This is a genomic window from Variovorax sp. AC103 (assembly GCF_979254005.1).
In genome coordinates, this window is record NZ_CEEDFC010000030.1 from 1 (window position 1) to 26,702 (window position 26,702).

Annotated in this window: 22 protein-coding genes; 11 read left to right on the top strand and 11 right to left on the bottom strand. The window is 67.6% G+C overall.

From position 1 onward, the window contains the following. Positions 1–90: 90 nt before the first annotated feature. Positions 91–393, bottom strand: a complete 303-nt coding sequence (locus AC0IYU_RS31270; RefSeq protein ID WP_116909187.1) for an urease subunit gamma — start codon at positions 391–393, stop codon at positions 91–93. A gap of 104 nt (positions 394–497) precedes the next feature. Here AC0IYU_RS31270 and AC0IYU_RS31275 point away from each other — a divergent pair, with 104 nt between their 5' ends. The 4 genes from AC0IYU_RS31275 to AC0IYU_RS31290 all read left to right on the top strand — a co-directional run bounded on the left by AC0IYU_RS31275 (position 498) and on the right by AC0IYU_RS31290 (position 7,355). After that, positions 498–4,112: a hybrid sensor histidine kinase/response regulator gene (locus tag AC0IYU_RS31275; RefSeq protein WP_472125303.1), complete on the top strand. Its 3,615-nt coding sequence runs from the start codon at positions 498–500 to the stop codon at positions 4,110–4,112. 23 nt (positions 4,113–4,135) lie between these two features. Next, on the top strand, positions 4,136–5,143 hold the full coding sequence (locus AC0IYU_RS31280; protein ID WP_435485213.1) for a response regulator transcription factor: 1,008 nt from the start codon (positions 4,136–4,138) through the stop codon (positions 5,141–5,143). Positions 5,144–5,224: 81 nt separating this feature from the next. Next, positions 5,225–5,953 carry a hypothetical protein gene (locus tag AC0IYU_RS31285; RefSeq protein ID WP_472125306.1) on the top strand — a complete coding sequence of 243 codons (729 nt, stop codon included), beginning with the start codon at positions 5,225–5,227 and terminating at the stop codon, positions 5,951–5,953. Between the two features lie 175 nt (positions 5,954–6,128). Beyond that, positions 6,129–7,355, top strand: a complete 1,227-nt coding sequence (locus AC0IYU_RS31290; protein WP_472125309.1) for a threonine synthase — start codon at positions 6,129–6,131, stop codon at positions 7,353–7,355. A gap of 5 nt (positions 7,356–7,360) precedes the next feature. On the opposite strand, the gene AC0IYU_RS31295 is transcribed toward AC0IYU_RS31290, so the two are convergent. After that, the gene (locus AC0IYU_RS31295) at positions 7,361–7,987 is read right to left on the bottom strand and encodes a helix-turn-helix transcriptional regulator (protein ID WP_472125312.1); all 627 of its coding nucleotides are present in this window, start codon (positions 7,985–7,987) and stop codon (positions 7,361–7,363) included. Between the two features lie 111 nt (positions 7,988–8,098). Between AC0IYU_RS31295 and AC0IYU_RS31300 the strand changes: the two genes are divergently transcribed. Then, entirely contained in the window at positions 8,099–9,256 is a 1,158-nt protein-coding gene (locus AC0IYU_RS31300; protein WP_472125315.1) for a threonine synthase, read from the top strand. A gap of 6 nt (positions 9,257–9,262) precedes the next feature. Here AC0IYU_RS31300 and AC0IYU_RS31305 read toward each other — a convergent pair whose 3' ends face one another. Continuing rightward, positions 9,263–10,255: an ornithine cyclodeaminase family protein gene (locus tag AC0IYU_RS31305; RefSeq protein ID WP_472125318.1), complete on the bottom strand. Its 993-nt coding sequence runs from the start codon at positions 10,253–10,255 to the stop codon at positions 9,263–9,265. A gap of 70 nt (positions 10,256–10,325) precedes the next feature. Further along, a complete protein-coding gene (locus AC0IYU_RS31310) occupies positions 10,326–10,634 on the bottom strand; it encodes a hypothetical protein (RefSeq protein WP_435485219.1) in 309 nt (102 codons plus the stop codon). Positions 10,635–10,803: 169 nt separating this feature from the next. Here AC0IYU_RS31310 and secA point away from each other — a divergent pair, with 169 nt between their 5' ends. The 6 genes from secA (at position 10,804) to AC0IYU_RS31340 (ending at position 20,243) form a co-directional block, all read left to right on the top strand. Then, positions 10,804–13,590 (top strand): preprotein translocase subunit SecA, encoded by a 2,787-nt coding sequence (secA, locus tag AC0IYU_RS31315; protein ID WP_472125320.1) that lies wholly within the window; start codon positions 10,804–10,806, stop codon positions 13,588–13,590. 27 nt (positions 13,591–13,617) lie between these two features. Beyond that, the gene (gene argJ / locus AC0IYU_RS31320; protein ID WP_435496962.1) at positions 13,618–14,847 is read left to right on the top strand and encodes a bifunctional glutamate N-acetyltransferase/amino-acid acetyltransferase ArgJ; all 1,230 of its coding nucleotides are present in this window, start codon (positions 13,618–13,620) and stop codon (positions 14,845–14,847) included. A gap of 82 nt (positions 14,848–14,929) precedes the next feature. Continuing rightward, positions 14,930–15,817: an ATP-binding protein gene (locus tag AC0IYU_RS31325; protein ID WP_472125323.1), complete on the top strand. Its 888-nt coding sequence runs from the start codon at positions 14,930–14,932 to the stop codon at positions 15,815–15,817. Continuing rightward, positions 15,814–16,272, top strand: coding sequence for an NUDIX domain-containing protein (locus AC0IYU_RS31330; protein ID WP_472125326.1), 459 nt, complete (start codon positions 15,814–15,816; stop codon positions 16,270–16,272). Before AC0IYU_RS31325 ends, AC0IYU_RS31330 begins: the two co-directional genes overlap by 4 nt. A gap of 3 nt (positions 16,273–16,275) precedes the next feature. Next, complete coding sequence (locus AC0IYU_RS31335) at positions 16,276–18,249, top strand: acyltransferase family protein (RefSeq protein WP_472125328.1); 1,974 nt, start codon at positions 16,276–16,278, stop codon at positions 18,247–18,249. Positions 18,250–18,266: 17 nt separating this feature from the next. Then, positions 18,267–20,243 (top strand): acyltransferase family protein, encoded by a 1,977-nt coding sequence (locus tag AC0IYU_RS31340; RefSeq protein ID WP_472125331.1) that lies wholly within the window; start codon positions 18,267–18,269, stop codon positions 20,241–20,243. Between the two features lie 18 nt (positions 20,244–20,261). Here AC0IYU_RS31340 and AC0IYU_RS31345 read toward each other — a convergent pair whose 3' ends face one another. From AC0IYU_RS31345 to AC0IYU_RS31375, 7 genes are all read right to left on the bottom strand, one after another. Beyond that, positions 20,262–20,471, bottom strand: a complete 210-nt coding sequence (locus tag AC0IYU_RS31345; RefSeq protein WP_472125334.1) for a DNA gyrase inhibitor YacG — start codon at positions 20,469–20,471, stop codon at positions 20,262–20,264. A gap of 31 nt (positions 20,472–20,502) precedes the next feature. Next, entirely contained in the window at positions 20,503–21,258 is a 756-nt protein-coding gene (zapD, locus tag AC0IYU_RS31350; protein ID WP_435485227.1) for a cell division protein ZapD, read from the bottom strand. A gap of 30 nt (positions 21,259–21,288) precedes the next feature. Further along, positions 21,289–22,323, bottom strand: a complete 1,035-nt coding sequence (locus AC0IYU_RS31355; RefSeq protein WP_472125336.1) for a hypothetical protein — start codon at positions 22,321–22,323, stop codon at positions 21,289–21,291. A gap of 1 nt (position 22,324) precedes the next feature. Continuing rightward, positions 22,325–23,818, bottom strand: a complete 1,494-nt coding sequence (locus tag AC0IYU_RS31360) for an MBOAT family O-acyltransferase (protein WP_472125338.1) — start codon at positions 23,816–23,818, stop codon at positions 22,325–22,327. Positions 23,819–23,887: 69 nt separating this feature from the next. Beyond that, a complete protein-coding gene (coaE, locus tag AC0IYU_RS31365; RefSeq protein ID WP_472125341.1) occupies positions 23,888–24,496 on the bottom strand; it encodes a dephospho-CoA kinase in 609 nt (202 codons plus the stop codon). 8 nt (positions 24,497–24,504) lie between these two features. Further along, the gene (locus AC0IYU_RS31370; RefSeq protein WP_472125344.1) at positions 24,505–25,470 is read right to left on the bottom strand and encodes a prepilin peptidase; all 966 of its coding nucleotides are present in this window, start codon (positions 25,468–25,470) and stop codon (positions 24,505–24,507) included. Beyond that, a complete protein-coding gene (locus AC0IYU_RS31375) occupies positions 25,470–26,699 on the bottom strand; it encodes a type II secretion system F family protein (protein ID WP_472125346.1) in 1,230 nt (409 codons plus the stop codon). The genes AC0IYU_RS31370 and AC0IYU_RS31375 overlap by 1 nt, the downstream gene beginning before the upstream one ends. Positions 26,700–26,702 lie beyond the last annotated feature (3 nt).

A 26,702-nucleotide genomic window follows, 5' to 3' on the forward strand; every position in this document is an offset into this window, starting at 1 on the left:
TCGTCTCGTGGGCTCGGAGATGTGTATAAGAGACAGCTTGAGGGGGTGGGCGAGGCGCATGAAAAGGTCTTTCTTCTTTTTGGCGGAGGTTCAGACGATCGGCTGGTGGACGGTCACGAGCTTGGTGCCGTCCGGGAAGGTGGCCTCGACCTGGATGTCCGGGATCATCTCGGCGATGCCGTCCATCACGTCGGCGCGCGTGAGCACGGCGCGCCCGTCGCTCATGAGCTCGGCCACGCTCTTGCCGTCGCGGGCGCCTTCCATCACGGCGGCGGAAATCAGGGCGATGGCTTCGGGGTAGTTGAGCTTCAGGCCGCGGGCCTTGCGGCGTTCGGCCAGCAGCGCCGCGGTGAAGATCAGCAGCTTGTCTTTTTCGCGCGGGGTCAGTTCCATGGGATCGGCATCGAGTGGCTGGGGGAGGCGGCCATTATGGGCAAGCAAGCTTCTTTGCAACAGTCGTGCCCTGTTCGCCAAAAGCCGTACGGATGGCACGAAAGATGCACCGAAACGGTGTGAATCCCACTGACACAGCCGCCATCCCCGACGACGCTCCCCAGCGCATCGTCAAGGTCCGGCGCGACTACAACAGCTGGGTGGCCAGCGAAACGCTGGAAGACTACGCCCTGCGCTACACGCCGCAGCGCTTTCGCAAGTGGTCCGAATGGCGGGTGGCCAACACGGCCTTCGGGGCGGCGTCGTTCCTGATCCTGGAGGCGGTGGGCGCCACGCTGCTGGTGCAGTACGGCTTTGCCAACGCGTTCTGGGCGATCCTGGCGACCGGGCTCATCATCTTCCTGGCGGGCCTGCCGATCAGCGTGTACGCGGCGCGCTACGGTGTCGACATGGACCTGCTCACGCGCGGCGCGGGCTTCGGCTACATCGGCTCCACGCTCACCTCGCTGATCTACGCGAGCTTCACCTTCATCTTCTTCGCGCTCGAGGCGGCCGTGATGGCCTATGCGCTGGAGCTGGCGCTGGGCATTCCCCCGGTCTGGGGCTACCTGGTGTGCGCGCTGGTGGTGATTCCGCTGGTCACGCACGGGGTCTCGGCCATCAGCCGGTTGCAGCTGTGGACCCAGCCGCTGTGGCTGCTGATGCTGGTGGTGCCCTTCGGCTATGTGCTGGTGCGCGATCCTGGTGCGTTTGCAGGCATAACGCACTACAACGGGGTGCGCTCGGGCACGCAGGGCTTCAACTTGCACCTGTTTGGCGCAGCGCTCACGGTCGGCATCGCGCTCATCACGCAGATGGGCGAGCAGGCCGACTACCTGCGCTTCATGCCCGCACGCACCAAGGCGACAACGGGGCGCTGGTGGGCCGGGGTGCTGGCCGGCGGACCGGGCTGGGTGGTGCTGGGGGTGTGCAAGATGCTGGGCGGCGCGCTGCTGGCGTACCTTGCGCTCACGCACATGGTGCCGGCCGACCGGGCGGTCGACCCCAACCAGATGTACCTGGCGGCCTACGAGTACGTGTTCCCGAATTACGGCTGGGCGGTGGCGGCCACGGCGCTGTTCGTGGTGATCTCGCAGCTGAAGATCAACGTGACCAACGCCTATGCCGGCTCGCTGGCCTGGAGCAACTTCTTCTCGCGCGTGGCGCACAGCCACCCGGGGCGCGTGGTGTGGGTGGTGTTCAACGCGCTCATCGCCTTCATGCTGATGGAGATGAACGTGTTCGAGGCCCTGGGCGACGTGCTGGGCCTGTTCGCCAACATCGCCATCGCCTGGATGATGGCGGTGGTGGCCGACCTGGTCATCAACAAGCCGCTGGGCCTGTCGCCGCCGGGCATCGAGTTCAAGCGCGCCCACCTGTGGGACATCAACCCGGTGGGCGTGGGCGCGATGGCGCTGGCCTCGGTGCTGTCGATCACGTCACACCTGGGTGTGTTCGGCCCGCTGGCGCAGGCGTTCTCGGCGCTGATCGCGCTGGGCACGGCGCTGGTCGCCTCGCCCCTGCTAGCTTGGGCCACGGGCGGCAAGTACTACCTGGCGCGCGGCTCCGACGAGGCCCATGGCGCGGTCCCGTTCGCGCCCGCCGAGGGCCCGCGCGCGGTGCGCTGGGCGCGCGTGGAAACCGGCAGCTACCAGCGGCTGAAGGTGCAGCACTGCGTGATCTGCGAGCGCGAGTACGAGGGGCCCGACATGGCCCATTGCCCGGCCTACCAGGGCGCGATCTGCTCGCTGTGCTGCACGCTCGACGCGCGCTGCGGCGACCTGTGCAAGCCGCATGCGAGCCTGTCGTCGCAGTGGTCGGCGGTGCTGCGCTGGTTGCTGCCGCGGCGCAGCTGGCGCTACCTGGACACCGGCCTGGGGCACTTCCTGCTGCTGATGCTCATCATCGTGCCGCTGCTGGCCGTGGTGTTCGGCGTGCTCTACCAGCAGGAACTGCGTGCGTTCGGCGAAGGCGCGCTCGAACTGGCCTCGCAGGCCGACGTGGCCGCGGCGCTGGCCGGCGTGCAGAAGCTGTCGCTGCGCTCGGGTTTCCTGAAGGCCTACATGGCGCTGCTGGTCATCGCGGGCATCGTGGCGTGGTGGCTGGTGCTGGCGCACCAGAGCCGCAAGGTGGCGCAGGAAGAGTCGAACCGCCAGACGCACCTGCTGGTGCGCGAAATAGAGCTGCACCGCGAGACAGACCGCGCGCTGCAGGCCGCCAAGCAGGCCGCCGACGAGGCGCGCGAGATCGCGGAGCACGCCAAGCTCGCGGCCGAACAGGCCAAGCAGGCCGCCGACCAGGCCAACCAGGCCAAGAGCCGCTACATCAGCGCCATCAGCCACGAGCTGCGCACGCCGCTCAACAGCATCCTGGGCTATGCGCAGCTGATGGGCGAAGACCACTCGGTGCCGCCGCACCGCCAGCAGGCGGTGGCCGTCATCAAGCGCGGCGGCGAACACCTGCTGTCGCTCATCGAAGGCACGCTGGCCATTGCGCACATCGAGGCCGGCAAGCTCACGCTGCATGCGCAGCCGATGCGTTTTGCCGACACGCTGCGCGAGCTGGCCGACATGTTCGAGCTGCAGGCGGCGGAGAAAGGGCTGCAGTTTCGCTTCGAGGCCGCGGGCCCCTTGCCCGAGGTGGTGCGCGCGGACGAGAAGCGCGTGTGCCAGATCCTCATCAACCTGCTGGGCAACGCGATCAAGTTCACGGCGGGCGGGCAGGTCACGCTGCGGCTGGCCTATGCGCGCGAGTTCGCGTCGGTCGAGATCGAGGACACCGGCCCTGGCATGCCGGCCGAGGAGATCGAGCGCATCTTCGAGCCCTTTGCGCGCGGCAATTCCGCCGGTGCGTCGTCGGCGCCGGGCGCGGGGCTCGGGCTGACCATCGCCAAGATGCTGACCGACCTGATGGGCGGCGAGATGAAGGTGAGCAGCACGCCGGGCGTGGGCTCGCTTTTCTGCGTGCGGCTGTTCCTGCCGCGCGTGCACGACACGGTGGCGGGCGCGAACCGCCCGGTGCAGGTGCAGCAGCGTGCGCGGCGCGGCTACGAAGGCGCGCGCCGCCGCCTGCTGGTGGTCGACAACGAGGAGGCCGACCGCGACCTGCTGGGCCATGTGCTCGCGCCGCTGGGCTTCGAGCTGCGCAGCGCGGCCAGCGGGCACGACGCGCTGGACCTGATTGCCGCGGGCTACCGGCCCGACGCGATGTTCGTCGACCTCGCGATGCCGGGCATCGACGGCTGGGAAACCATCCGCCGCGCGCGCAAGCTGGGGTTGACCGAGGCCTCGGTGGCCATCGTCTCGGCCAACGCCTTCGACAAGGGGCTGGACAACGACGTGGCCATTGCGCCGGAAGATTTCTTCGTCAAGCCGGTGCGTCACACCGAGCTGCTCGACTGGCTCGAACGCCGGCTCGGGCTGCAGTGGACCGACGCGGCCGCCAAGCCCGCGCCGGTGGCGCCGCGCGCGCTGCAGGCTCCCTCGCTGGAACGCCTGCGCGCGCTGGAAGAAGCGGTCAGCCTGGGCTACTTTCGCGGCATCATGAACCAGCTCGACGCCATCGACGCGGCGCAGCCCGAATGCGCGGGCTGGTCCGAGGCCCAGCGCGTGCTGGCGCGCCAGTTCCAGTTCGAAGCCATGAGCCGCGCGCTCGCCGCCGCCGTTGAAAGCGCCGCATGACCCCGATCCAGACGCCACCCCCCATGGACACCTCGCCCCTCGCCCGGACATTGCGCGAGCAGCAGGGCGCCAACAGCGACCTGGTGCTGATCGTCGACGACGTGCCCGACAACCTCGCGGTGCTGCACGACGCGCTGGACGAATCGGGCTACACCGTGCTCATTGCCACCAACGGCGAGCAGGCGCTGCAGCGCGCCGCGCAGGCGCGGCCCGACATCGTGCTGCTCGACGCGATGATGCCGGGCATCGACGGCTTCGAGGTGGCGCGCCGGCTCAAGGCCGACGCGGCCACGGCGCACATTCCCATCGTGTTCATGACCGGCCTGACCGAAACCGAGCACCTCGTGGCGGCGCTGGAGGCGGGCGGTGTGGACTACGTCACCAAGCCCATCAAGCCCAAGGAAGTGCTGGCGCGCATGAACGTGCACCTGCAGGGCGCGCGCCGCGCGCGGCAGGACGCGCGGCAGGCCGGCCAGGCGCGCAACGCGCTGGACGCCTTCGGCTACGCCAGCATCACCGTGCGCCTGCCCGAGGGGCGGCTGATCTGGCAGACGGCGCTGGCGCGCGACCTGCTGCAGCGCTACTGCGAAACGCGCGCCCCCGAGACGCCGCCCGCGGTGCTCGAGTGGCTGCGCCGCCACACGCCCGATGCGCGGCAGCGCGGCATCGAGCCGCCGGCGCTGTCGATCGCGCAGGGTGCGGGCAGCCTCACGCTGCGGCTGCACCAGCAGACCAGCAGCGACGACGACGGCGACGAGTGGATGATCATCATGCGCGAGGTGTCCGACACCGGCGTGATCGAGGCGATGAGCCTGAGCCTGAAGCTCACCGCGCGCGAGGCCGAGGTGCTGTACTGGGTGGTCAAGGGCAAGACCAACAAGGACATCGGCGAGATCCTGGGCAGCAGTCCGGCCACGGCCAAGAAGCACCTGGAACGGGTCTACGTGAAGCTGGGCGTGGAAACGCGCACGGCCGCGGCCGGCGTGGCCATCAAGCGCATCCGCGAGCTGCAGCCGCAATTCGAGATCTGACGCTGGTGGTCCCCTGCGGCGCGTCATGGCGCCGACTTTCCGCGTCCCTAGAATGGGCCGAGGGCCTCCGGGATGCGCGCGATGAAAAACAACAGCAGCCAACGAACGACGACCCGGCCGTCATGCGGCCGGATGCTTGCGGCTTGCTGCCTGCTTCTGGGCCTGGGCATCGGTACCGGCGCGCGAGCCTCGGGGCATTTCGACGTGGACGACGCCAGCCTGCTCGACGCGGGCCAGTGCCAGTACGAAACCTGGTGGGGCCGCACGGGCGTGGAGCCCGTCACGGGGTTTCACTTCGGGCCCGCATGCCGGGTCGGCCCGGTCGAACTGGGCCTGAACTTCGACCGCGCCTCGGTGGACGGCCTTCATTCGGTCAGCGGCGGGCCGCAGCTCAAGTGGAATTTCTACGGCCAGGCGCCCGACGCGTCGCTGAGCGCGGCGGTGTCGATGGGCGCGGTGTTCGACCTGAAGCGCGGCGGCCGCGCGGGCGGACAGTTCGTCGTGCCGGTGACCTGGCGGCCGCTCGACAGCCTGCAGGTCCATGCCAATGTCGGCGCCGACTGGGCCACCGGCACCGGTGTGCGCACCTCGCGCGTGGGCGCGGCCGTGGAGTGGGCGTTGAACGACACCGTCTCGCTCATCGCCGAGCGCAATCGCGCGTCGAACGCGTGGACCTCGCGCATCGGCGGGCGCTTCAGCCTGACGCCGCTGATCAGCGTGGACGTGAGCACGTCGCGAACCCGGCTCCAGGGCATGCAGGGCACGCGCGGCTTCGTCATCGGGCTGAACCATGAGTTCACGTGGAAGTGATCGCCGGGTCTCGCGTACATCGAACGTGACCTTGTGCCCCGCGAAAGCCGCGCTTCGGCAGGGCGCAGCGACAAATTCGGGACCGGTCGAGCCGTCCGGGCGGCCTGAGTCATGCGCTGTTGCATAAAATTTGGGCACGATCTCCAATTCACAAATTCCCCGTGAACCCCCTGTGATGACATCGCCCGTTCTGGACTTCAAGTTCGCCGTCCCTCCCCCGGATGTCTACGCGCACCCTTCGGGAAACCCCCTGGGGTTGGTGAGGGATCGAACGCCCAAGCCGCTGCGCAACCCGCACCTGCGCGGGCTGCAGTGCTTGCGCTGCGATGCGCTCTACCCGGTCACGCTGACGCACGACGGCTGTCCGGCCTGCCGGCAGGCCGGCTTTCACGTGGCCTTGCGCGCCAGCTACCTGCCCGACAGCGTCGATGCGGTGCCGCTGCCCTACAGCGCTGGCCTCACGCTGGGCGAAGGCCGCACGCCGCTGCAGGACATGCCCGAACTGGCGCGGCAGTTCGGCGTGGCACGGCTGGCGTTGAAGGACGAGTCGTGCAACCCGACCGGCTCGCACAAGGACCGGATGACCGCCGTGGGCGTGGCGCAGGCGCTGGACTTCGACGCCCACACGCTGGTGCTGGCCTCCTCGGGCAACGCGGCGGTGTCGGCGGCGCACTATGCCTGGGCCGCGGGCCTGGGCTGCGAGGTGGCCACCTACGAAGGCATGCCGGCCACCTATGCGCGCCAGCTGGATGCATTGGGCGCGCGGCGCTACGAGTTTGCCCACAACGCGGCCCGCTGGGCCTTCGTGCGCGAACGTGCGCAGCACCCCGGCTACTTCGCGCTGACCAACTACCGCCTGCCGGCGCTGGGCAGCGCGCCGCTGGCCATCGAAGGCTACAAGCCCATCGCGCTGGAATGTCTGACGGACGGCGGCTTGCCGGACCACATCGTGATTCCCACCGGGCGCGGCGATCTGGCCTGGGGCATCTACGCGGGCTTTCGCGACCTGCTGGCCGCGGGGCGCATTGCGCGCCTGCCCAGGCTCTGGCTGGTGGAGCCGTTCCCGCGCCTGTCGCGCGTGCTGGCAGGCGGGGCCGTCAATGGCAGCTACCCGGGGCACACCGCGCAGCTTTCCACCGCGGGCGCCACCGTCACCTACCTGCAGTGGCAGGCGGCCACCGCGACGGGCGGCGGTGCCGTGGTCGTGAACGACGACCAGGCCCGCGAGGCGCGCAGCCTGCTCACGGCGGCCGGCGTCAGCGCCGAGCTGTGCGCGGCCGGCGGCCTGGCCGCACTGCGGCAGCTGCGCGAGAGCAACGACGTCGCGCCCGATGCGCATGTGGTGCTGATGCTGACCGCCAATGCGGCCAGCGACCCGAGCTGGCCCGACCGCCCCGCCTGACTCGGCTACTTCGCGTCGCTGTACACGGTGGCGCGCGACACGCCCATGTGCGCCGCGGCAATCTCCGCGCCCCGGCGCACTTCGAGCAGGCCCGCCTTCTTCAGCTCCTGCACCAGCTGCTTGCGATCGGCCGGCTTCAGCGAGCGCGAGGTGGTGGCGCGCGCGGCCGCGAACTCGTCGATGCGCGCGTGGATGCGCTCCGAATGGGCGCCGCCCGTGTCCAGGTGCTCGTGCACGTCCTTGTCGTCGATGCGCGTGAACTGCGCGATCGCGCCCTGGAAGCTCTGGAACAGCGTGAGGTCGACGTTCAGGCACAGCGCGGCCACGTACTCGCCGCTCTCGTCCTTGATGCCGATGGAGGTGCTCTTGACCTTGCGCCCGTCGGGAAAGGTGTTGGCGTAGTTCGCAATCACCGCCGGAAATTCCGGGTCGCGGATGCGCGCCAGGCCCAGCTCGGTGACCGACTGGCCGACCTCGCGCCCGCTCAGGCTGTTCTCGATGGCGTAGATGGCGTTCTTCGGGTTGCCGAGGTCGTGCACCACCACCTCGCAGAAGGGGGCAAAGGTTTCGCCCAGGCCCTGGGCCAGGTGGCGCAGCGTTTCCAGGACGTGCTTGTTCGACGGCTTTTTCATGTCGCCCAATGTATCCAGCTCTGGACGAAGCATCCAGAATATACGAAAAGTCTAGTGTTGGATGTATTATCCAGTTCTTCCAAATCGTCAGGATTTCTCCAGGAGCCGCGAATGACCCAGAAAGAACGCGCCCGCTATGTCGATCCCCGCACCGGCAGGCACCATGAACTGTCCGAACGCCGCTGGCGCTCGGACGACGGCAACCCCATGCTGGTCACGCCGCTGTCCGGCATCGGGCGCGACGACATCGACTCGCGCACCCGCTCGCTGTGGCGCTACCGCGCGGCGCTGCCCGTGGTCATCGAGCGGCCTGCGAGCATGGGCGAAGGCTGCACGCCGCTGGTGCAGAAGCGCTGGGGCGCGCTCGAGCCGTACTTCAAGCTCGAGTGGTTCAACCCGACCTGCAGCTTCAAGGACCGCGGCGCGGCCGTGATGATGTCGTTCCTGCGCCAGATCGGTGTCGACGCGGTGCTGGAAGACAGCTCGGGCAACGGCGGCGCGGCCATCGCCGCGGCCGGCGCGGCGGCGGGCATGCGGGTGAAGGTGCTCGCGCCCAGCTACACACCCGCGCCGAAGGTGGCGCAGATCAGGGCCTTCGGCGCGCAGGTGCAGCTGGTGCCGGGGCCTCGCGAGGAGTCGGAATACGAGGCGGTGCGCCAGTCGGCGTCGATCTTCTATGCGAGCCACAACTGGCACCCGTTCTTCCTGCAGGGCACGAAGACGCTGGCCTACGAGCTGTGGGAAGACCTGGGCTTCGTCGCGCCCGACAACGTGGTGATCCCGACCGGCGCGGGCAGCAATGTGCTCGGCTGCTGGATCGGCTTCAAGGAGCTGCTGGCGGCGGGGCAAATCAGCAGGCTGCCGCGCATCTTCGTGGCGCAGCCGTTGAACTGCTCGCCTGTCGATGCGAGCTTCACGGCCGGCGTCGACACGCCGGTGGAGCGCCTCGTGCAGCCCACGATCGCCGAAGGCACGGCGATCAAGCGCCCCGTGCGGCTGCGCGAGATGCTGCAGGCGCTGCGCGAAACGAACGGCAAGACGGTGGCGCTGACCGAGGCGCAGATTGCAGCGGCGGTGCGCCAGCTGGCGGCGAGCGGTCTCTATGCGGAGCCGACGTCGGCCTCCGCCGCGGCGGCCATCGACGTGCTGGCGCAGCGCGGCGACATCCGGGCCGGCGAGACCACGGTCGCGCTGCTGACCGGCACGGGATTGAAGTCGACGCAGTTCATGACGGAGCTGTTCGGCGGCACTGCCGCCGGCGCCGCCTGACAACCGCTACCAGGGCCACGCGATGCGCGTGCCCGTGCCGGTTTCCGTCGCGCGCACGTGGAGCCGGCGCGCGACCGTGAGGTCCTGCAGCGCGAGGCCGGTCATGTCGAAGACGGTGATGTCGCCCGGGGCGCGCACGAAGGGCGTCTTGCCGCTCAGCAGGTCGCCGAGCTCGGTGCTCTGCGTGCCGGGCGCCCATTGGGTTTCGCCGATCTGCAGTGCCTGCGTGCGGTCGTCGACCACCAGGCGCACGCTCGACAACGACAGCAGGCCCTCGGGCAGTTCGCGCTTGCCCTTCGTGTCGGCGCCCACGCAGTTCAGGTGCGTGCCGGGTTGCACGGCGTCCAGGTCGAACAGCGCGCCGCCCCCCGGCGTGGCGGTGATCACGATGTCGCTGTGCGCGACGGCGCTGTTGCGCTCGCTCGCGGGGGCGATGTTGCAGCGGTCGGCAAATTGCGCCTCGAACGCGGTGTTGCGCCGGCCGTCCACGCCCACATAAAGAACCTCGTGCAGCGAGGGCATCAGGCGCAGCGCGAAGTCGAGCTGGATGCGCGCCTGCACGCCGGTGCCGAACAGGCACAGCCGCGTGCTGTCGGACCGTGCGAGCTGTTGCAGGCCCAGGCCGCCAGCCGCGCCCGTGCGAACCGTGGTCACCGTGTTGCCATCGATGACGCACAGCGGCCGGCCGGTGGCGGGGTCGATCAGCAGGATCGTTGCCTGGTGCGGCTCGCCGCCGCGCCCGCGGTTGGCGGGCCAGAAGCCGGCCGCCTTGAAGCCGAGCAGGCCCTGGGCCTGCACGTCGCCGGACTTGATGCCGAACACGCCGCCCGTGGCGAGCGGCTCGCGCACCACCGGGAAGACGCGGCCTTCGCGCTCGCTGTGCAGCACGAAGGCCTCGCGCACGGCCTGGAGCACGTCGTCGGGGGAGAGGAGGGCGTCGACCTGGTGTTTGTCGAGCAGCAGGAGCCGCGCGTCCGCGGGAGCATGGGAAAGTGTCATTTGGAAATATTATCTACTTCCAGACAAAAAATCAAAAATAAGACGCCGCGATCGCATCGGCGCCTGGTGTTCAGCGCCCGGTGTGCACCTTGATCCGGATCGTCGCCACGTCCCAGCCCCGGTTCTTCAGCCGGGTCACCAGCATCGGCGACAGCTGGCGCAGCTTGGCGGCCGCGGCGCTGCCCTTGACCAGCAGGCACCAGACGTCGCCTTCTGCCGGACCGGGCTGGATGGCCGCGCGCATGGCCGGCGGGATCAGCCCTTCCACGGCTTTCAGCCGCTCGGCGGTGTCGCGGGCGCGCGCCATCAGGCTGCCCAGGGTGGGCGAACCTTCCGCTGCCTGTTGCAGCGAGATGGGAGGGGGCGTGCGGCGATACATGGGTAATCCAGGGGTTAGAAACAAGACAGCTAAAATGCCCGGTTTGCCGACGTTCGCGCCGGAAAAAGGGCCGCTTGCTTTCACGGAAAGCGCGCCCAACTGCTTTCACCATATCTTAGGGAATCCGGTCGAAGTGCCTGTCGTCTCAGGTGCCCGTCCATCTCCACCCATGGCAACCAACTTCCTGACCCAGATTTTCGGCAGTCGCAACGACCGGCTCCTCAAGCAGTATCGCAAGACGGTGGAACGCATCAATGCGCTCGAACCCGAGTTCGAGAAGCTCACAGACGACGGGCTGCGTGCCAAGACGCAGGAGTTCAAGGACCGCGTCGCCAAGGGCGAAAGCCTCGACGCCCTGCTGCCCGAAGCCTTCGCCGTCGTGCGCGAGGGCTCCAAGCGCATCATGAAGATGCGGCACTTCGACGTGCAGTTGCTCGGCGGCATGGCGCTGCACAACGGCAAGATCTCCGAAATGCGCACCGGCGAAGGCAAGACGCTGACCGCCACGCTGCCGGTGTACCTGAATGCGCTGTCCGGCCAGGGCGTGCACGTGGTCACGGTGAACGACTACCTGGCCAACCGCGACGCGACCTGGATGGGCCGCCTGTACAACTTCCTGGGTCTTTCGGTGGGCATCAACCTGCCGCAGATGCCGCGCGAGGAAAAGCAGGCCGCCTACGCCAGCGACATCACGTACGGCACCAACAACGAGTACGGCTTCGACTACCTGCGCGACAACATGGTCTACGAGCCGGGCGACCGGGTCCAGCGCGTGCTGAACTACGCCATCGTCGACGAGGTGGACTCGATCCTGATCGACGAAGCCCGCACACCGCTGATCATCAGCGGCCAGGCCGAAGACCACACCGACCTGTACCTGGCCATCAACAAGGTGGTGCCCCTGCTGACCAAGCAGGAAGGCGAAGCCGACCCGCGCACCGGCGAAGGCGTCACGGTGCCCGGCGACTTCACGGTCGACGAGAAGACGCACCAGGTGTTCCTGACCGAAGACGGCCACGAGAACGCCGAACGCATCCTGGGCGAGTTCAAGCTGCTGCCCGAGGGCGCCTCGCTCTACGACCCGGCCAACATCACGCTGATGCATCACCTGAATGCGGCATTGCGTGCGCGCCACCTGTACCACCGCGACCAGCACTACGTGGTGCAGGACGGCGAAGTCACCATCGTCGACGAGTTCACCGGCCGCCTGATGACGGGCCGCCGGTGGAGCGACGGCCTGCACCAGGCCGTGGAAGCCAAGGAAGGCGTGGAGATCCAGGCCGAGAACCAGACGATGGCCTCGATCACCTTCCAGAACTACTTCCGCCTGTACGGCAAGCTGGCCGGCATGACCGGCACGGCCGACACCGAGGCCTACGAGTTCCAGGAAATCTATGGTCTGGAGACCATGATCATTCCGCCGAACCGCGTCAGCAAGCGCGACGACCAGCTCGACCGCGTCTACAAGACGACGCGCGAGAAGTACGAGGCCGCCATCCAGGACATTCGCGAGTGCTACGAGCGCGGCCAGCCGGTGCTGGTGGGCACCTCGTCCATCGAGAACTCCGAAATCATCGACGCGCTGCTCACCAAGGCGGGCCTGCCGCACCAGGTGCTGAACGCCAAGCAGCACGCCCGCGAAGCCGACATCGTGGCGCAGGCCGGCCGCACGAAGATGATCACCATCGCGACCAACATGGCCGGTCGCGGCACCGACATCGTGCTGGGCGGCAACATCGAGAAGATGATCGAGGCGGTCGAGAACGACGAAGGCCGCGACGAGGCCGCCAAGGAAGCCGACATTGCGCACATCCGCGCCGAGTGGGTCAAGGACCACGAGTTCGTGAAGTCGCTGGGCGGCTTGCGCATCATCGCGACCGAACGCCACGAGTCGCGCCGCATCGACAACCAGCTGCGCGGGCGTTCGGGCCGCCAGGGCGACCCGGGCTCGTCGCGCTTCTACCTGAGCCTGGACGATCCGCTGATGCGCATCTTCGCGGGCGACCGTGTGAAGGCGATCATGGACCGCCTGAAGATGCCCGACGGCGAAGCCATCGAAGCGGGCATCGTCACGCGCAGCATCGAGAGCGCGCAGCGCAAGGTCGAGGCGCGCAACTTCGACATCCGCAAGCAGCTGCTCGAGTACGACGACGTGTCGAACGACCAGCGCAAGGTGATCTACCAGCAGCGCAACGACATCCTCGACGCGCGCGATCTCACGGCGCAGATCGCGGCGCTGCGCGAAGGCTGCTTCACCGACCTCGTGCGCCAGTACGTGCCGCGCGAATCGGTGGAAGAGCAGTGGGACCTGGCCGGCCTGGAGAAGAGCCTCGCCAACGAGTGGGGCCTGGACATGCCGCTCAAGAAGGAAGTGGAAGCCGCGGACGCCATTGCCGACGAAGACATCGTCGAGAAGGTGCTGGCGCACGCCAACGAGACCTTCGACGCCAAGCTGGCGCTGATCGGCCAGGAAAACTTCACCCAGTTCGAACGCATGGTGCTGCTGCAGAGCATCGACACCCACTGGCGCGAACACCTGGCCTCGCTCGACTACCTGCGCCAGGGCATCCACCTGCGCGGCTATGCGCAGAAGCAGCCCAAGCAGGAATACAAGCGCGAAGCCTTCGAGCTCTTCGGCCAGTTGCTCGACTCGGTCAAGAACGAAGTCACGCGCCAGCTGATGACGGTGCGCGTGCAGTCGGGCGAACAGCTCGAGGAAGCCGCCGAAGCGCTCGAAAGCCGCGCCGAGAACGTCGCCAACATCACCTACACCGCGCCCACCGAGACCGGCGAGGTCGAGGTGCGTGTCGACGAGGAAAGCCAGCGCCGCCTCGCGGCTGCCGGTGCGGGCGCAATCAGCGCCGAAGCCGCGGCCTTCGGGCGCGTCGGTCGCAACGACCCGTGTCCGTGCGGCAGTGGCAAGAAATTCAAGGCGTGCCACGGCAAGCTCTCCTGACCCCGTAACTTCCGAAGAGAACCCTTCATGCCTGTGAACCTGTCCGCCCCTGATCCCGCCGCCTTGTTCGCGGTGCCCGGCGTCCGCATCGGCGTGGCCGAAGCGGGCGTGCGCAAGGCCAACCGCAAGGACCTGACGGTCGTGCTGATCGACGAAGGCTCGGCGGTCGGCGGGGTGTTCACCCAGAACCGTTTCTGCGCCGCGCCGGTGCAGGTCTGCCGCGCCCACCTGGCCGCCAGCTACGGCATTCGCGCGATGGTGATCAACACCGGCAACGCCAACGCCGGCACGGGCGAAGACGGCCTGATGCGTACGCGCTCCACCTGCATCGCGCTGGCGCGCCACCTGGACATCGCGCCCGAGCAGATCCTGCCGTTCTCGACCGGCGTGATCATGGAGCCGCTGCCGGTCGATCGCATCGAAGCCGGCCTGCCGGCCGCGCTGGCCGATGCATCGGAAAATCATTGGGCCCGTGCCGCCGAAGGCATCATGACCACCGACACGATCCCCAAGGCGTTCAGCCAGCAGGTGCAGGTCGGCGGCGCGACGGTCACCATCACCGGCATCAGCAAGGGCGCCGGCATGATCCGCCCGAACATGGCGACCATGCTGGGCTTCATGGCCACCGACGCGAAGATCGACCCGTCGCTGATCCAGCCGCTGGCCACGCTGCTGGCCGACGCCTCGTTCAACCGCGTGACCATCGACGGCGACACCTCGACCAACGACTCGTTCGTGGTCATCGCCACGCAGAAGGCGGCGCACGCCCCCATCACCTCGCTCGACTCGGCCGACGGCAAAGCGCTCGTGGCCGCCATGCAGAACGTGGCCCGCCAACTGGCGCAGGCCATCGTGCGCGACGGCGAAGGCGCGACCAAGTTCATCACCATCCAGGTCGAAGGCGGGCGCGATGCGGCCGAGTGCAGGCAGGTGGCGTACGCCGTGGCGCATTCGCCGCTGGTGAAGACCGCCTTCTTTGCCAGCGACCCGAACCTGGGCCGCATCCTGGCGGCGGTCGGCTATGCGGGCATTGCCGACCTCGACCAGACCGGCATCGACCTGTTCCTGGACGATGTGCACGTGGCCGTGAAGGGCGGGCGCAACCCGTCGTACCGCGAGGAAGACGGCCAGCGCGTGATGAAGCAGAGCGAGATCACGGTGCGCATCGGCCTGGGCCGCGGCAACGCCAGCGAAACCGTGTGGACCTGCGACCTGAGCCACGAGTACGTGACCATCAACGCCGACTACAGATCATGAGGACCCCCACGCTGCGCACTTCGTGTGGTCGCTGCCCCCCGAGGGGGCGTTCAACGCCCTTCGGGCGGCCGGGCGGGCGTCGATGAACGAGCAATTCCAGAGGCTGATCGAGCGCGCAGAGCAGCTCATTACCCGCATCGAATCGGTCCTGCCCCAGCCGCTGTCGGCGCCGGCCGACTGGAACGCCTCCATCGCCTGGCGCTACCGCCGCCGCAACTCCGGCCATGGCGTGCTGGAGCCGGTGCGCCACGTGGCCGCGATGTCGCTCGATTCGCTCAAGGAAATCGACGTCCAGAAGGAAAAGATCGCGCGCAACACGCAGCAGTTCGTCGAAGGCAAGCCGGCCAACAACGTGCTGCTGACGGGTGCGCGCGGCACGGGCAAGTCGTCGCTCATTCGCGCCTGCCTGCAGACCTATGCGCCGCAGGGCCTGCGCCTGATCGAGGTGGACAAGGCCGAGCTGGTCGACCTGCCCGACATCGTCGAGGTGGTCTCGCAGCGGCCCGAGAAGTTCATCGTGTTCAGCGACGACCTGAGCTTCGACGAGGGCGAGCCGGGCTACAAGGCGCTGAAGTCGATCCTGGACGGCTCGATTGCCGCTTCGACGCCCAATGTGCTGATCTACGCGACCAGCAACCGGCGCCACCTGCTGCCCGAGTACATGAAGGACAACCTTTCGTACACCCACACCGACGATGGCGAAGTCCATCCCGGCGAGGTGATCGAGGAAAAGATCTCGCTGTCGGAGCGCTTCGGCCTCTGGGTGAGCTTCTATCCCTTCAGCCAGAAAGAGTACCTGGCGATCGTCGCCCAGTGGCTGTCTTCGTTCGACGTCACACCGGCCGCCATCGAGGCGGCGCGGGCCGAGGCGCTGGTGTGGGCGCTGGAGCGCGGTTCGCGCAGCGGCCGCGTGGCCTACCAGTTCGCGCGCGACTACGCCGGCCGTGCCGCCGGGCGGAGCGCCGCGTGAGCCAGGCCGCCCCAGCCTCGCGCAAGCACACCGAAGTCGCAGTCGGCGTGCTGATCCGCCTGGACGACGACGCGCTGCTGCTCTCGACCCGTCCCGAAGGCAAGGCCTACGCGGGCTTCTGGGAGTTTCCCGGCGGCAAGATCGAGACGGGTGAAACGGTCGAGCAGGCGCTGCGGCGCGAGCTGCACGAAGAACTCGGCATCACCATCGAGGGCGCCGAGGTCTGGAAGGTCACCGAGCACGACTACCCGCATGCGCTGGTGCGCCTGCACTGGTGCAAGGTGACGGCGTGGAGCGGCGACTTCGAGATGCGCGAAGGCCAGCAGATGGCCTGGCAGCAGTTGCCGCTGGCGGTGAGCCCGGTGTTGCCCGGCGCATTCCCCGTGCTGCAGTGGCTGTGCGAGGAGCGCGGCCTGCCGTTCGTGGCGCCGCCGGTGGTTGCGCCGACCGACTGATTGATGCATCCCAAGTACCGTCCGGACATCGACGGCCTGCGCGCGCTCGCGGTGGGCTCGGTGGTGCTGTATCACGCCTTTCCGACGGCGTTGATGGGCGGTTTCATCGGCGTGGACATCTTCTTCGTGATCTCGGGCTTCCTGATCACGACCATCATTCTCCAAAGCCTCGCGGCGGGCGATTTCAGCTACCGCGACTTCTACGCGCGGCGCATCCGGCGGATCTTTCCGGCGCTGATCGTGGTGCTGCTGGCCACGCTGGCCGCCGGCTGGTACCTGCTGCTGTCCGACGAGTTCGCGGAACTGGGCAAGCAGACCGTGGGCGGCTCGGCCTTCGTTGCCAACCTGGTGTTCTGGAGCGAGTCGGGCTACTTCGACACGGCCGCCGAGACCAAGCCGCTGCTGCACCTGTGGTCGCTGGGCATCGAGGAACAGTTCTACATCTTCTGGCCGCTGCTGCTGGGCCTGGCCTGGCGCAAGCGCTGGCCGATCGTGCGCGTGGTGCTGGCCGTGGCGGCGGTGTCGCTGGTGATCAACGTGGCCACGGTGCACCCGCTGCCGGCGGCGTCGTTCTATTCGCCGGCTTCGCGCTTCTGGGAGCTGATGGTGGGCGGCATCCTGGCCTGCATGCGGCTGAAACCGCCGGCCCCGAACGCATGGCGCAGCCATGCGCAGTCGGTGCTGGGCGTGGGGCTGATCGTTCTGGGGCTGGTGATGATCCGCAGCAACAAGGCGTTCCCCGGCTGGTGGGCGTTGCTGCCCACGCTGGGCGCGGTGAGCTGCATTGCCGCCGGCCCCGCGGGCGTGCTGAACAAGTACCTGCTGTCCAACCGGGTGATGGTGTGGATCGGGCTCATCAGCTACCCGCTGTACCTGTGGCACTGGCCGCTGCTGGCGTTCGTGCGCATCGTGGAGGCCGACCCGCTGCATCCGTCGCCGGTCTACCGCGCGGGCGCGATGGTGGCGAGCGTGCTGCTGGCCTGGGCCACCTACCGCTTCGTGGAGCGCTTCGCGCGAAACCGTCCCGGCACCGGCACGCTCAAGCTGCTGGGCGGCGGCATGGTACTGGTGGCCGTGGCAGGCGCCGCGATCTTCTTCGGCCTGCCCGAGCCGCGCAACAACAGCGCCCGGCTGCAGGTCGTGGCCAATGCCACGCTGGACGCCGACTACTACCACGGCTTCAAGCTCGACCAGATCGGCGAGCAGCTGATCTACAAGGTCGGGGGCGGGCCGAAGCGGGTGCTGCTCCTGGGTGACAGCCACATCCAGCAGTACGCGCCCCGCGTGATGGAACTGGCGCGCACGCTGGCCATGCCCGCGGACACGTCGGCCTGGTTCGCCACCCAGGGCGCATGTCCGGCCGTACCGGGTGTGCATGCGGACAAGAACATCGGCTGCGCCGAGCGGCGCGACGCCATGCTGGCCTACGCGCTGGGCCCGCAGGTCGATTCGGTGGTGATCGGCGGCTGCTGGAACTGCTACTTCGTGGGGCAGGGTGCCTTGGCTTACTACTTCCGCGACGCCGACAACAAGGTCCATCCGTTCCAGGGCGGCGACGGCATCGAGCGCGCCCTGGCTTCGATGGAGTTCACGCTGCGCGAGCTGGCACGGCACAAGAAGGTCTACCTGCTGCTCGACAACCCGGGCGGTCCCGAGTTCGAGCCCAAGCGCCTGATCGAGGGCAGCCGTCTCACGCACATGGAAGCCACGCGCTCGACGCCGACCGCGCCGCTGCCGGCCGACCAGAAGCAGCTCAACGACCGGTTGCGCGCGATTGCGCTGGCCGCCGGCGCCGAACCCATCGATGCGATGGCGGTGCTGTGCAAGGACGACCAGTGCCTGCGCACGCTGCCCGACGGCGCGCCCGCGTACAAGGACGCCGACCACCTGCGCCCGCGCTACACGCGGGAAGAGGCCAGCTACTTCGACCGGACGGTGCGCGCAGCGCCTGCCGCCGCGCCACAGCCGGCGCGCTGAGCGCGCCTTTGCGAGCCATGCATCCCAAGTACCGCCCGGACATTGACGGCCTGCGCGCCATCGCGGTGGGCTCGGTGCTGGCGTATCACGCGTTTCCGAGCCTGCTGCCGGGCGGCTTCATCGGGGTCGACATCTTCTTCGTGATCTCGGGCTTCCTGATCACGACCATTCTTCTGCAGAGCCTGGCCGCGGGCGACTTCAGCTACCGCGACTTCTATGCGCGGCGCATCCGGCGGATCTTTCCCGCGCTGGTGCTGGTGCTGCTGGCCACGCTGGCCTTCGGCTGGTACGTGCTGCTGCCGGGCGAGTTCTCCCAGCTGGGCAAGCAGACCACCGGCGGGGCCGCCTTCTTCGCCAACCTGGTCTTCCTGGGCGAAGCCGGCTACTTCGACGCCACGGCGGAGACCAAGCCGCTGCTGCACCTGTGGTCGCTGGGCATCGAGGAGCAGTTCTACATCTTCTGGCCGCTGCTGCTGGGCCTGGCCTGGCGCAAGCGCTGGCCGATTCTTCGGTTGACGCTGGCCGTGGCCGCGATCTCCTTCCTGGTCAACGTGCTCACGGTGCAGCCGCACCGCGCGGCCGCGTTCTATTCGCCGCTGTCGCGCGCATGGGAACTGATGGCCGGCGGGCTGCTGGCGGCCATGCGTCTGCAGGCCACGGGTGCGCCGGCGGGCACCGCGGATTCGCGTGCCTGGACGAAGCATGTGCAGTCGGTGGCTGGCGTGGGTCTGATCGTGCTGGGGCTCTTCATGACGCGCAGCACCAAGGCGTTCCCGGGCTGGTGGGCGCTGCTGCCTGTGCTGGGCGCGGTAAGCTGCATCGCGGCGGGACCGAACGGCGTGCTCAACCGCTACCTGCTGTCGAACCGGGTGATGGTGTGGATCGGCCTGATCAGCTACCCGCTGTACCTGTGGCACTGGCCGCTGCTGTCGTACGCACGCATCGTCGCGGGTGGCGAGCCTTCGCTGCAGATGCGCATCGCGATGGTGGTGGCGTCCGTCGTCCTGGCCTGGGCCACCTACCGCTTCCTGGAGCGCTTCGTGAAGCTGCATCTGTCGCAGGGCATGCTGCGCGGCCTGGCGGGCGGCGGCGCGGCGCTGGCGCTGGCCGGCGTGCTGGTGTTCCTGGGCACGCCGCTGCCACGCAACGACAGCCCGGCACTGCAGGCGGTGGCCGATGCCACGCGCGAAGACAACTACTACGGCGGCTTCGAGGAGTCCGCGCTGGGCGGGCAGTTCGTCTACCGCGCCGGCAGCGGCAGGCACAACGTGCTGCTGATAGGCGACAGCCACGTCGAGCAGTACGCGCCGCGCGCGCTCGAGCTGATGCGCACGCAGCCCGGCAAGGCCCGCACCGTCTACTTCGCGACCAAGGGCTCCTGCCCGCCGGTGCCGGGGCTGTTCAGCGGCAGCGACACCAGCTGCGACGAGCGGCGTGCGGCGGTGCTCGACCTGGCGCTCAAGCCGGAGATCGATTCGGTGGTGATCGGGGCCTGCTGGAGCTGCTACTTCACCGGTGCCGGGCCCACGGTGAACTATTTCGTGGACGACAAGAAGGCGGTGCACCCGTTCCTCGGTGGAGACGGCGTCGACCTGTCGCTGAAGTCGCTGGGCGAGGTGCTCAAGCGCCTGTCGGCGCACAAGAAGGTCTACCTGGTGCTCGGCAATCCGGTCGGCATGGATTTCGATCCGCTCGGGCAGATCCAGGGCAGCCGGCTCGGCGGCATGACGGCCGCCAGCGGGCAGCTGAAAGCGCCGATGCCGCGGGACCAGGCGCAGTTCAATGCGCGGCTGAAACAGGTGGCCGAAGCCAACGGGGCGCAGGTCATTGCGCCGTTCGACAGCTTGTGCGCGGACGGCCAGTGCATCCGCAGCATGCCGGACGACGGCTCGCCGGCCTACAAGGACATCGGGCATCTGCGGCCGCGGTATGCGCGCAGCTTCGCGACGTACATCGACCCCGCGCTGCTGGACGAGGGAACGGACGGCAAGTAGCCCGCGCCCTGGCGGCTGCTACTGGATCTTCGGATCGCCGAAGGGGTCGTCGTCGGGTGGCGCCTCGGCCGGCATGCGGAACTCTTCGCTGGCCCAGGCGCCGAGGTCGACGCCCTTGCAGCGCGCGCTGCAGAACGGCCGGTAGGCGTTGCTCGGCGCGTAGATGCTGTCGCCGCCGCACGTGGGGCAACGCACGATGCGCTCGCCGTTCGCGTTCAGCTTGCTCATTGGCTTGCCTTCATGCTTCCCACCGCGGCGTTCATGCGCAGAGGGTCAGCTCGAAGGGCGCGTCGTCCGAGCTTTGGTGCAGGCGGTCGTCCTTGTCGTGGCGCATGAGGCGCACCGACACCATGAGACGGTTGCCGCTGATTTCGGGAACCAACCCCAGCCGCGGGTCGATGCGCAAACGCAGCAGCTGGAAGCTGCGGCCCTGCGGCAGGTTCTGCTGGAACTGGCCGTGGGTGGCGATGACCTTGTAGGGCACATCGGCATCGCGCAGGAGCTTGAGCAGCAGGTAGATCGACGAGGCCAGCGGGGACAGGGTGTTCGACCAGCGTTCAAGGTCGGCGCGGCGGTCCTTGGCGGGGCGATGCTGCCAGGCGTAGTAGGCCGGCAGGTCGAACTCGCAGGTGCCGCCCGGAATACCGGCACGGCTGCGAATGCTCATGAGCCACTCGTTCTCCGTGAGCGCCTGGCCGGCCTTGCCGGACACGCCGTTGAGCGTCGTGAAGTTGCGCTCGAGCTGGCCGACGACCTGGTCGAGCACGGCCTCGGCGATGGCCGGATTGCCTCGGTAGCTGTTGAAGACGTTCTTGTGCTTGTCCAGGTCGCGCAGCACATCGGCCTTGAGGTCGGCCCGCGCGGCGACGTCCATGATCTCGAAGATCGTGATAAGGGCGAAGTGATGGGACAGCGGCGATTCAGAGGGCACCAGCTCGCCGAGCCGGCGAAACAGGTGCTCCAGCCGCAGATAGGTGCGGATGCGCTCGTTGAAGGGGTACTCGTAGAGGATCACGCGTATCGTTTTTTCACGTCAGGTTCGAGCTCATTGCGGTCTGGCAGGCGGTGCGGGCAGCACCTGGCGCACAGCCTCCAGCATACGCTGACCGAAAAGAATGTAACCCCGGGTCGAGACATGGGTCTCGTTGGCGGGGAAAAGGTCCATCACCTTGAAGCGGTGCTGTTGCGCCAGCTCGAAAAGGTCCGGCCCGATATTCTGCGGGTTGAACGCCGCCCTGAATTCGTCGGCATGGTTTTGTTGCAAATACACCGTGCTCTTGTTGGGGACCACCATCCACACGACCTTGTACGGCGCGGCCGTGTCCTCGAAGTTCTTCATGAAGCGCGCGGACTTGACCGACAGCGGGGCGTTGACCCGGTCTTCGGCGGTCATCAGCAGCTTGTCGCAGGCGTGGTGGCTGAACTGCTTGCAGCCGTCGGGTACCACGCGCGCATCGATCAGCGGGCCCCAGCGCTCGGGCGTGTTGGTCCAGCTGTCGGAGCGCAGGATGGCCTTGGTGTTGCGGTACGTGTACCAGCCGCTGAGCAGTTCGGCGTCCCAATTCAGCTGGAAGCCGGGTGCGGGCTTGGCCGGGTTCTCGAAGGGCGGCGGCGTGGGCTTGAAGGCGTGCGTCATCGTCTTGCAGCCTTCGGATTTCTCGATGCGGTCTTCGAGCAGGCGCTCGATGCTCTCGATGATCACCACCTTGCCCTTGAAGCCGGATTTCTCGAGCCATCCCGAGAAGTCGCCGCACACCACGCCGCCCAGGTTGTCCCAGTGGGTGGTCGTGAGCTTGTAGCCCGCGCCCACGAGGGACGCCTGCCAGGCGTAGCGCACCGAGAAGCTGTCGCCGATCACCAGGACGTCGGATTCGTTGATGGGCCAGGTCTTGACGTCTGCGTCCGGAATGGGCGGGGGCGGCGCGTGCCAGCCGAACTCGCGTTCGGAGATGCGCCCGATCCGGGTCAGGTCGCCATAGGGAATGGGAGTGAACAAGCTGACGACCAGCAACGCGCAGCACACCAGGAAACCCGCGGCGAAGATGCGAAGCCAGGTCTTGGCCGATGTCGTGTCTTCCATGTCAGAACTGGAAATAGAGGAACGGGCTGTAGTTGCCGAACTTCGACACGCACAGGCCAAAAAGATAGACGCATCCCAGCCCGGCGACCCAGGTGGCCACGCGCTGCAGGTGAGGCCGTCCGGCCAGGCCCGCGACGTTGGGAATCCAGCGGTCGAGCGTGATGGTGGGCGGAAGCGCCAGGCAGATCACCAGGCCCACCAGGAGGGTCTGGAAGAACTCGGGCTTGCGGAACGGCACGCGGAATTCGCTGAAAGCCGAAACCGGCGCGCCATGCAGGCCCAGCATGCCCTTGTAGATCTCGATGGCGGCCGTCAGGCTGTCGGCGCGGAACACCACCCAGGCGATCATGACGCACAGGAAGGTGATGAACCAGCCGACCACGCGGCCCGCCACCGAGCTGCCGGTCTTGCCGCGGCGCACCTTGGCGTTCCAGAAGTGGTTGACCATCAGGAACGCGCCGTGCAGCGCACCCCAGATCACGAAGGTCCAGGCGGCACCGTGCCACAGGCCGCCCAGCAGCATCGTCAGGAAAAGATTGATGTAGCGGCGCGCCGGCCCCTTGCGGTTGCCGCCCAGCGGCACGTAGAGATAGTCGCGCAGGAAGGTCGACAGCGAGATGTGCCAGCGGCGCCAGAACTCGATCATGTTGGTCGACTTGTAGGGCGAGCGGAAGTTGAGCGGCAGCTGCACGCCCACGCACAGCGACAGGCCGACCGCCATGTCCGAGTAGCCCGAGAAGTCGAAATAGATCTGCAGCGTATAGGCCAGCACGCCGAACCACGCGGTGTACAGCGAGGGCAGAACGCCTTCGTGCACGCCCTTGAACATCATGTCGGCGTACTGCCCCAGCGGGTCGGCGATGAGCATCTTCTTGGCCAGGCCGAAGACGAAGATGCCCAGCCCCAGCGCCATGTGGTTGGCGTTGAATTTGTAGGTGGCCGGGTTGTTGAACTGCGGCATCATCTGCGCGTGATGCAGCACCGGGCCCGCGATCAGGTGCGGGAAGTAGGTCACGAACAGCGCATAGTGGACGAAGCTGCGCTCTTGCACCTTGCCCTGCCAGCAGTCGACCAGGAAGGCGATCTGGGTGAACGTGTAGAACGAAATGCCGATCGGCAGCACGATGTGCACTAGGTCGATCTGCGCGAAGCCGGCAGCGGCCAGGCCGGCATCGATGTTTTCCAGGAAGAAGTTGGCGTACTTGAAGACCGCCAGCACCCCGAGGTTGACCACCAGCGCAATGATCAGCAGGGCCTTGCGGTGCTTGTCTTCCCGGCTAGGGGAGGGGGTGAGTCGCAGTCCGAACCAGTAGTTGATGCAGATCGACCCCAGCAGCAGGGGCAGCGCCTTGACGCTCCACCAGCCGTAGAAGAAGAGCGAGGCCAGTGCCAGGAAACCCGCCGCCGCTCGGGGACTGCGCGCGCCGATCAGGAAGAAGCCGATCAGGACCAGCGGAAAGAAAACGAAGATGAAGGGATACGAATTGAAAAGCATCGTGAGGGGCGCTAAGGCGTGCGCCGTTTGACGTGACCGTCGTGTCGCCGCTGCGGCGTCAATGCCAAATTATCGCGTGCCCGCCGCAACCCAACGTTCCCAGAGACCCCACACCTGCGCCCCGAGTTGCTCCAGGGTCAGGGACTCGTTGTAAATAACCGCGTCCGCGGCCGCCCTGCGCGCCTTGCGCGGGGCCTGCTGGGCGATGACTGCCTGCACGGCTTCCGGTGCCCAGCCTGAGCGTGCGACCACGCGTTTCATTTGCGTTTCCTCGGTGGCGTCGACCACCAGCACCCGGTCGACGAGGGTGCGCCAGCGGCCGGATTCGACCAGCAGGGGAACGTCGAAGACCACCACCGCATCGTCGCCGGCCGCCGCGGCCTGGCGCTCGGTTTCGGTGCCGATGAGGGGGTGCAGGATGGCTTCCAGGCGACGCTTGGCGCCGGCATCGGCGAACACGATCCGGCGCATGGCGGCCCTGTCGAGGCCGCCGTCCGGGGCGATGACGCCGGGGCCGAAGTCGGCCTCCAGGGCAGGCATCGCGACGCCCCCGGGCTGTGCGATGGCACGCGCAATGGCGTCGGTGTCCACCAGCACGGCTCCCTGCCGCACCAGCAGGCCGGCCACCGTGCTCTTGCCGCTGCCGATGCCGCCGGTCAGGCCGATGCGCCGCACCATGGCCGGCGTCAACGGACCCACGCGCCCAGTGGGAAGGCGAACGGAATCCATTGCCTCACGACCCCCGGGCCCGCCACCAGACAGATGAGGCCCGCGCCGGCCAGGAAGGGGCCGAAGGCGATCGGGATGTCCTTGTGCGCCAGCTTGCCGGCCACGCGCAGCGTCACGCCGATCACGGCGCCCACCAGCGAAGAGACGAGGATGATCGCAATGAGGTAGTCGGCGCCGAGCCAGGCGCCCAGCGCAGCCAGCAGCTTGAAGTCTCCATAGCCCATGCCCTCCTTGCCCGTGACCAGGCGAAAGGCATGGTACACAAGCCACAGGCTCAGGTAGCCGAACACGGCGCCCCAGACGGCTGAACTCAAAGGCACCCCGGTCCAGCCCGCCGCCGCGCCGATCAGGCCAAGCCACAGCAGGGGGTAGTTGAGCGAATCGGGCAGGAACTGGGTGTCGAAATCGATCAGGAACTGGCAGACCAGCAAGGCGCCGAAGGCGGCCCAGAGCGCGCCCGCGGGCGTGACACCGAAGCGCCAGGCGCACAGGGCGAACAGGGCGCCCGTGACGAGCTCGACCAACGGGTAGCGCGGGCTGATGGCGGTCTTGCAGGCGCCGCAGCGGCCACGCAGCACCAGGTAGCTCAGCACGGGGATGTTCTCGTACCAGCGGATCCTGTGGCCGCAGGCGCCGCAGCGCGAGGCGGGACGCGCCAGGTCGAAAGGGGGCTGCGCTTCGATGACCGCCGCGGCCTTGTCGGCCGCTGCCTCCAGCCCGGCGGGGGGCGCGACCTTCGAACCGAAGGCCAGCGACCACAGCGAGGGGGCATCCTTCGACGACATGAGGTTCGCGACGGCGTCGGCGAGCCAGTCGCGGTACATCATCACCGGCGTGCGGTAGATGACGACGTTGAGGAAACTGCCGATCAATAGCCCCAGCACACCGGCGAACGCGGTGTCGAATTCCCTCGACACGAGCATCAGACGACCTGGCCGAGCTTGAAGATGGGCAGGTACATCGAGACCACGATGCCGCCGATGATGGTGCCCAAGAACACGATGATGATGGGCTCCATCAGGCTCGACAGGCCCGCGACCATGTCGTCCACCTCGGACTCGTAGAAGTCGGCCGCCTTGCCCAGCATGTGGTCGATGGAGCCGGACTCTTCGCCAATGGCGGTCATCTGGATGACCATCGAGGGAAAGAGGTTGGCATTGGTCATGGCCGCGGTGAGGCTGGTGCCGGTGGAAACCTCCTGCTGGATCTTCGCCGTGGCGTCGCCGTAGACGCTGTTGCCCGAGGCCCCGCCCACCGAGTCGAGGGCTTCGACCAAGGGGACGCCGGCGGCGAACATGGTTGCCAACGTTCGGGTCCAGCGGGCCACGCAGGATTTTTCGATCAATGTGCCGAAGATGGGAATGCGCAACAGGACGCGGTCCATGACCTTCTGGAAACGCTCATTGCGTTTCCACGCCTGGATGAAGAAGTAGAGGCCTCCGCCGATGCCGCCGAAGATCAGCCACCAGTACGAGACGAAGAATTCGCTGATGGCCATCACGAACAGCGTGGGCGCAGGCAGATCGGCGCCGAAAGAAGTGAACACCTGCTTGAACGCCGGAATCACGAAGATCATGATGATGGCCACCACCACGAAGGCCACGACGACCACGGAGGTCGGGTACATCAGCGCCGACTTGATCTTGGACTTGATCGCCTCGGTCTTTTCCATGTACGTGGCAAGGCGGTCCAGCAGGTCTTCCAGAATACCGGCGGCTTCGCCGGCTTCCACCAGGTTGCAGTAAAGGTTGTCGAAGTACTTCGGAAACTTCCGGAAGGCCGCCGACAGCGAAGTGCCGGTTTCCACGTCGGTGCGAATGTCGTTGAGCAGCTTGGCCACGCTGGCGTTCGCGTTGCCGCGTCCGACGATGTCGAAGGACTGCATCAAAGGCACGCCGGCCTTCATCATCGTTGCCAGCTGGCGCGTGAAGATCGCGATGTCCTTGGGCTTGATGGCCTTGCCCGAGCGCATCCGGCGCTTCTTGATCTTCGACGCAAGCACGCCTTGGCGGCGCAACGCCGCCTGCACCTGGTTCTCGCCGGCGGCCCGAAGTTCGCCGCGCACCATCTTGCCATTGCGGTCCTTGCCCTCCCACTCGAAGACAAACTCCTTGTGCGTGGGCTTGGAGCGGGGGGATGCCACTGTTGCCATTCG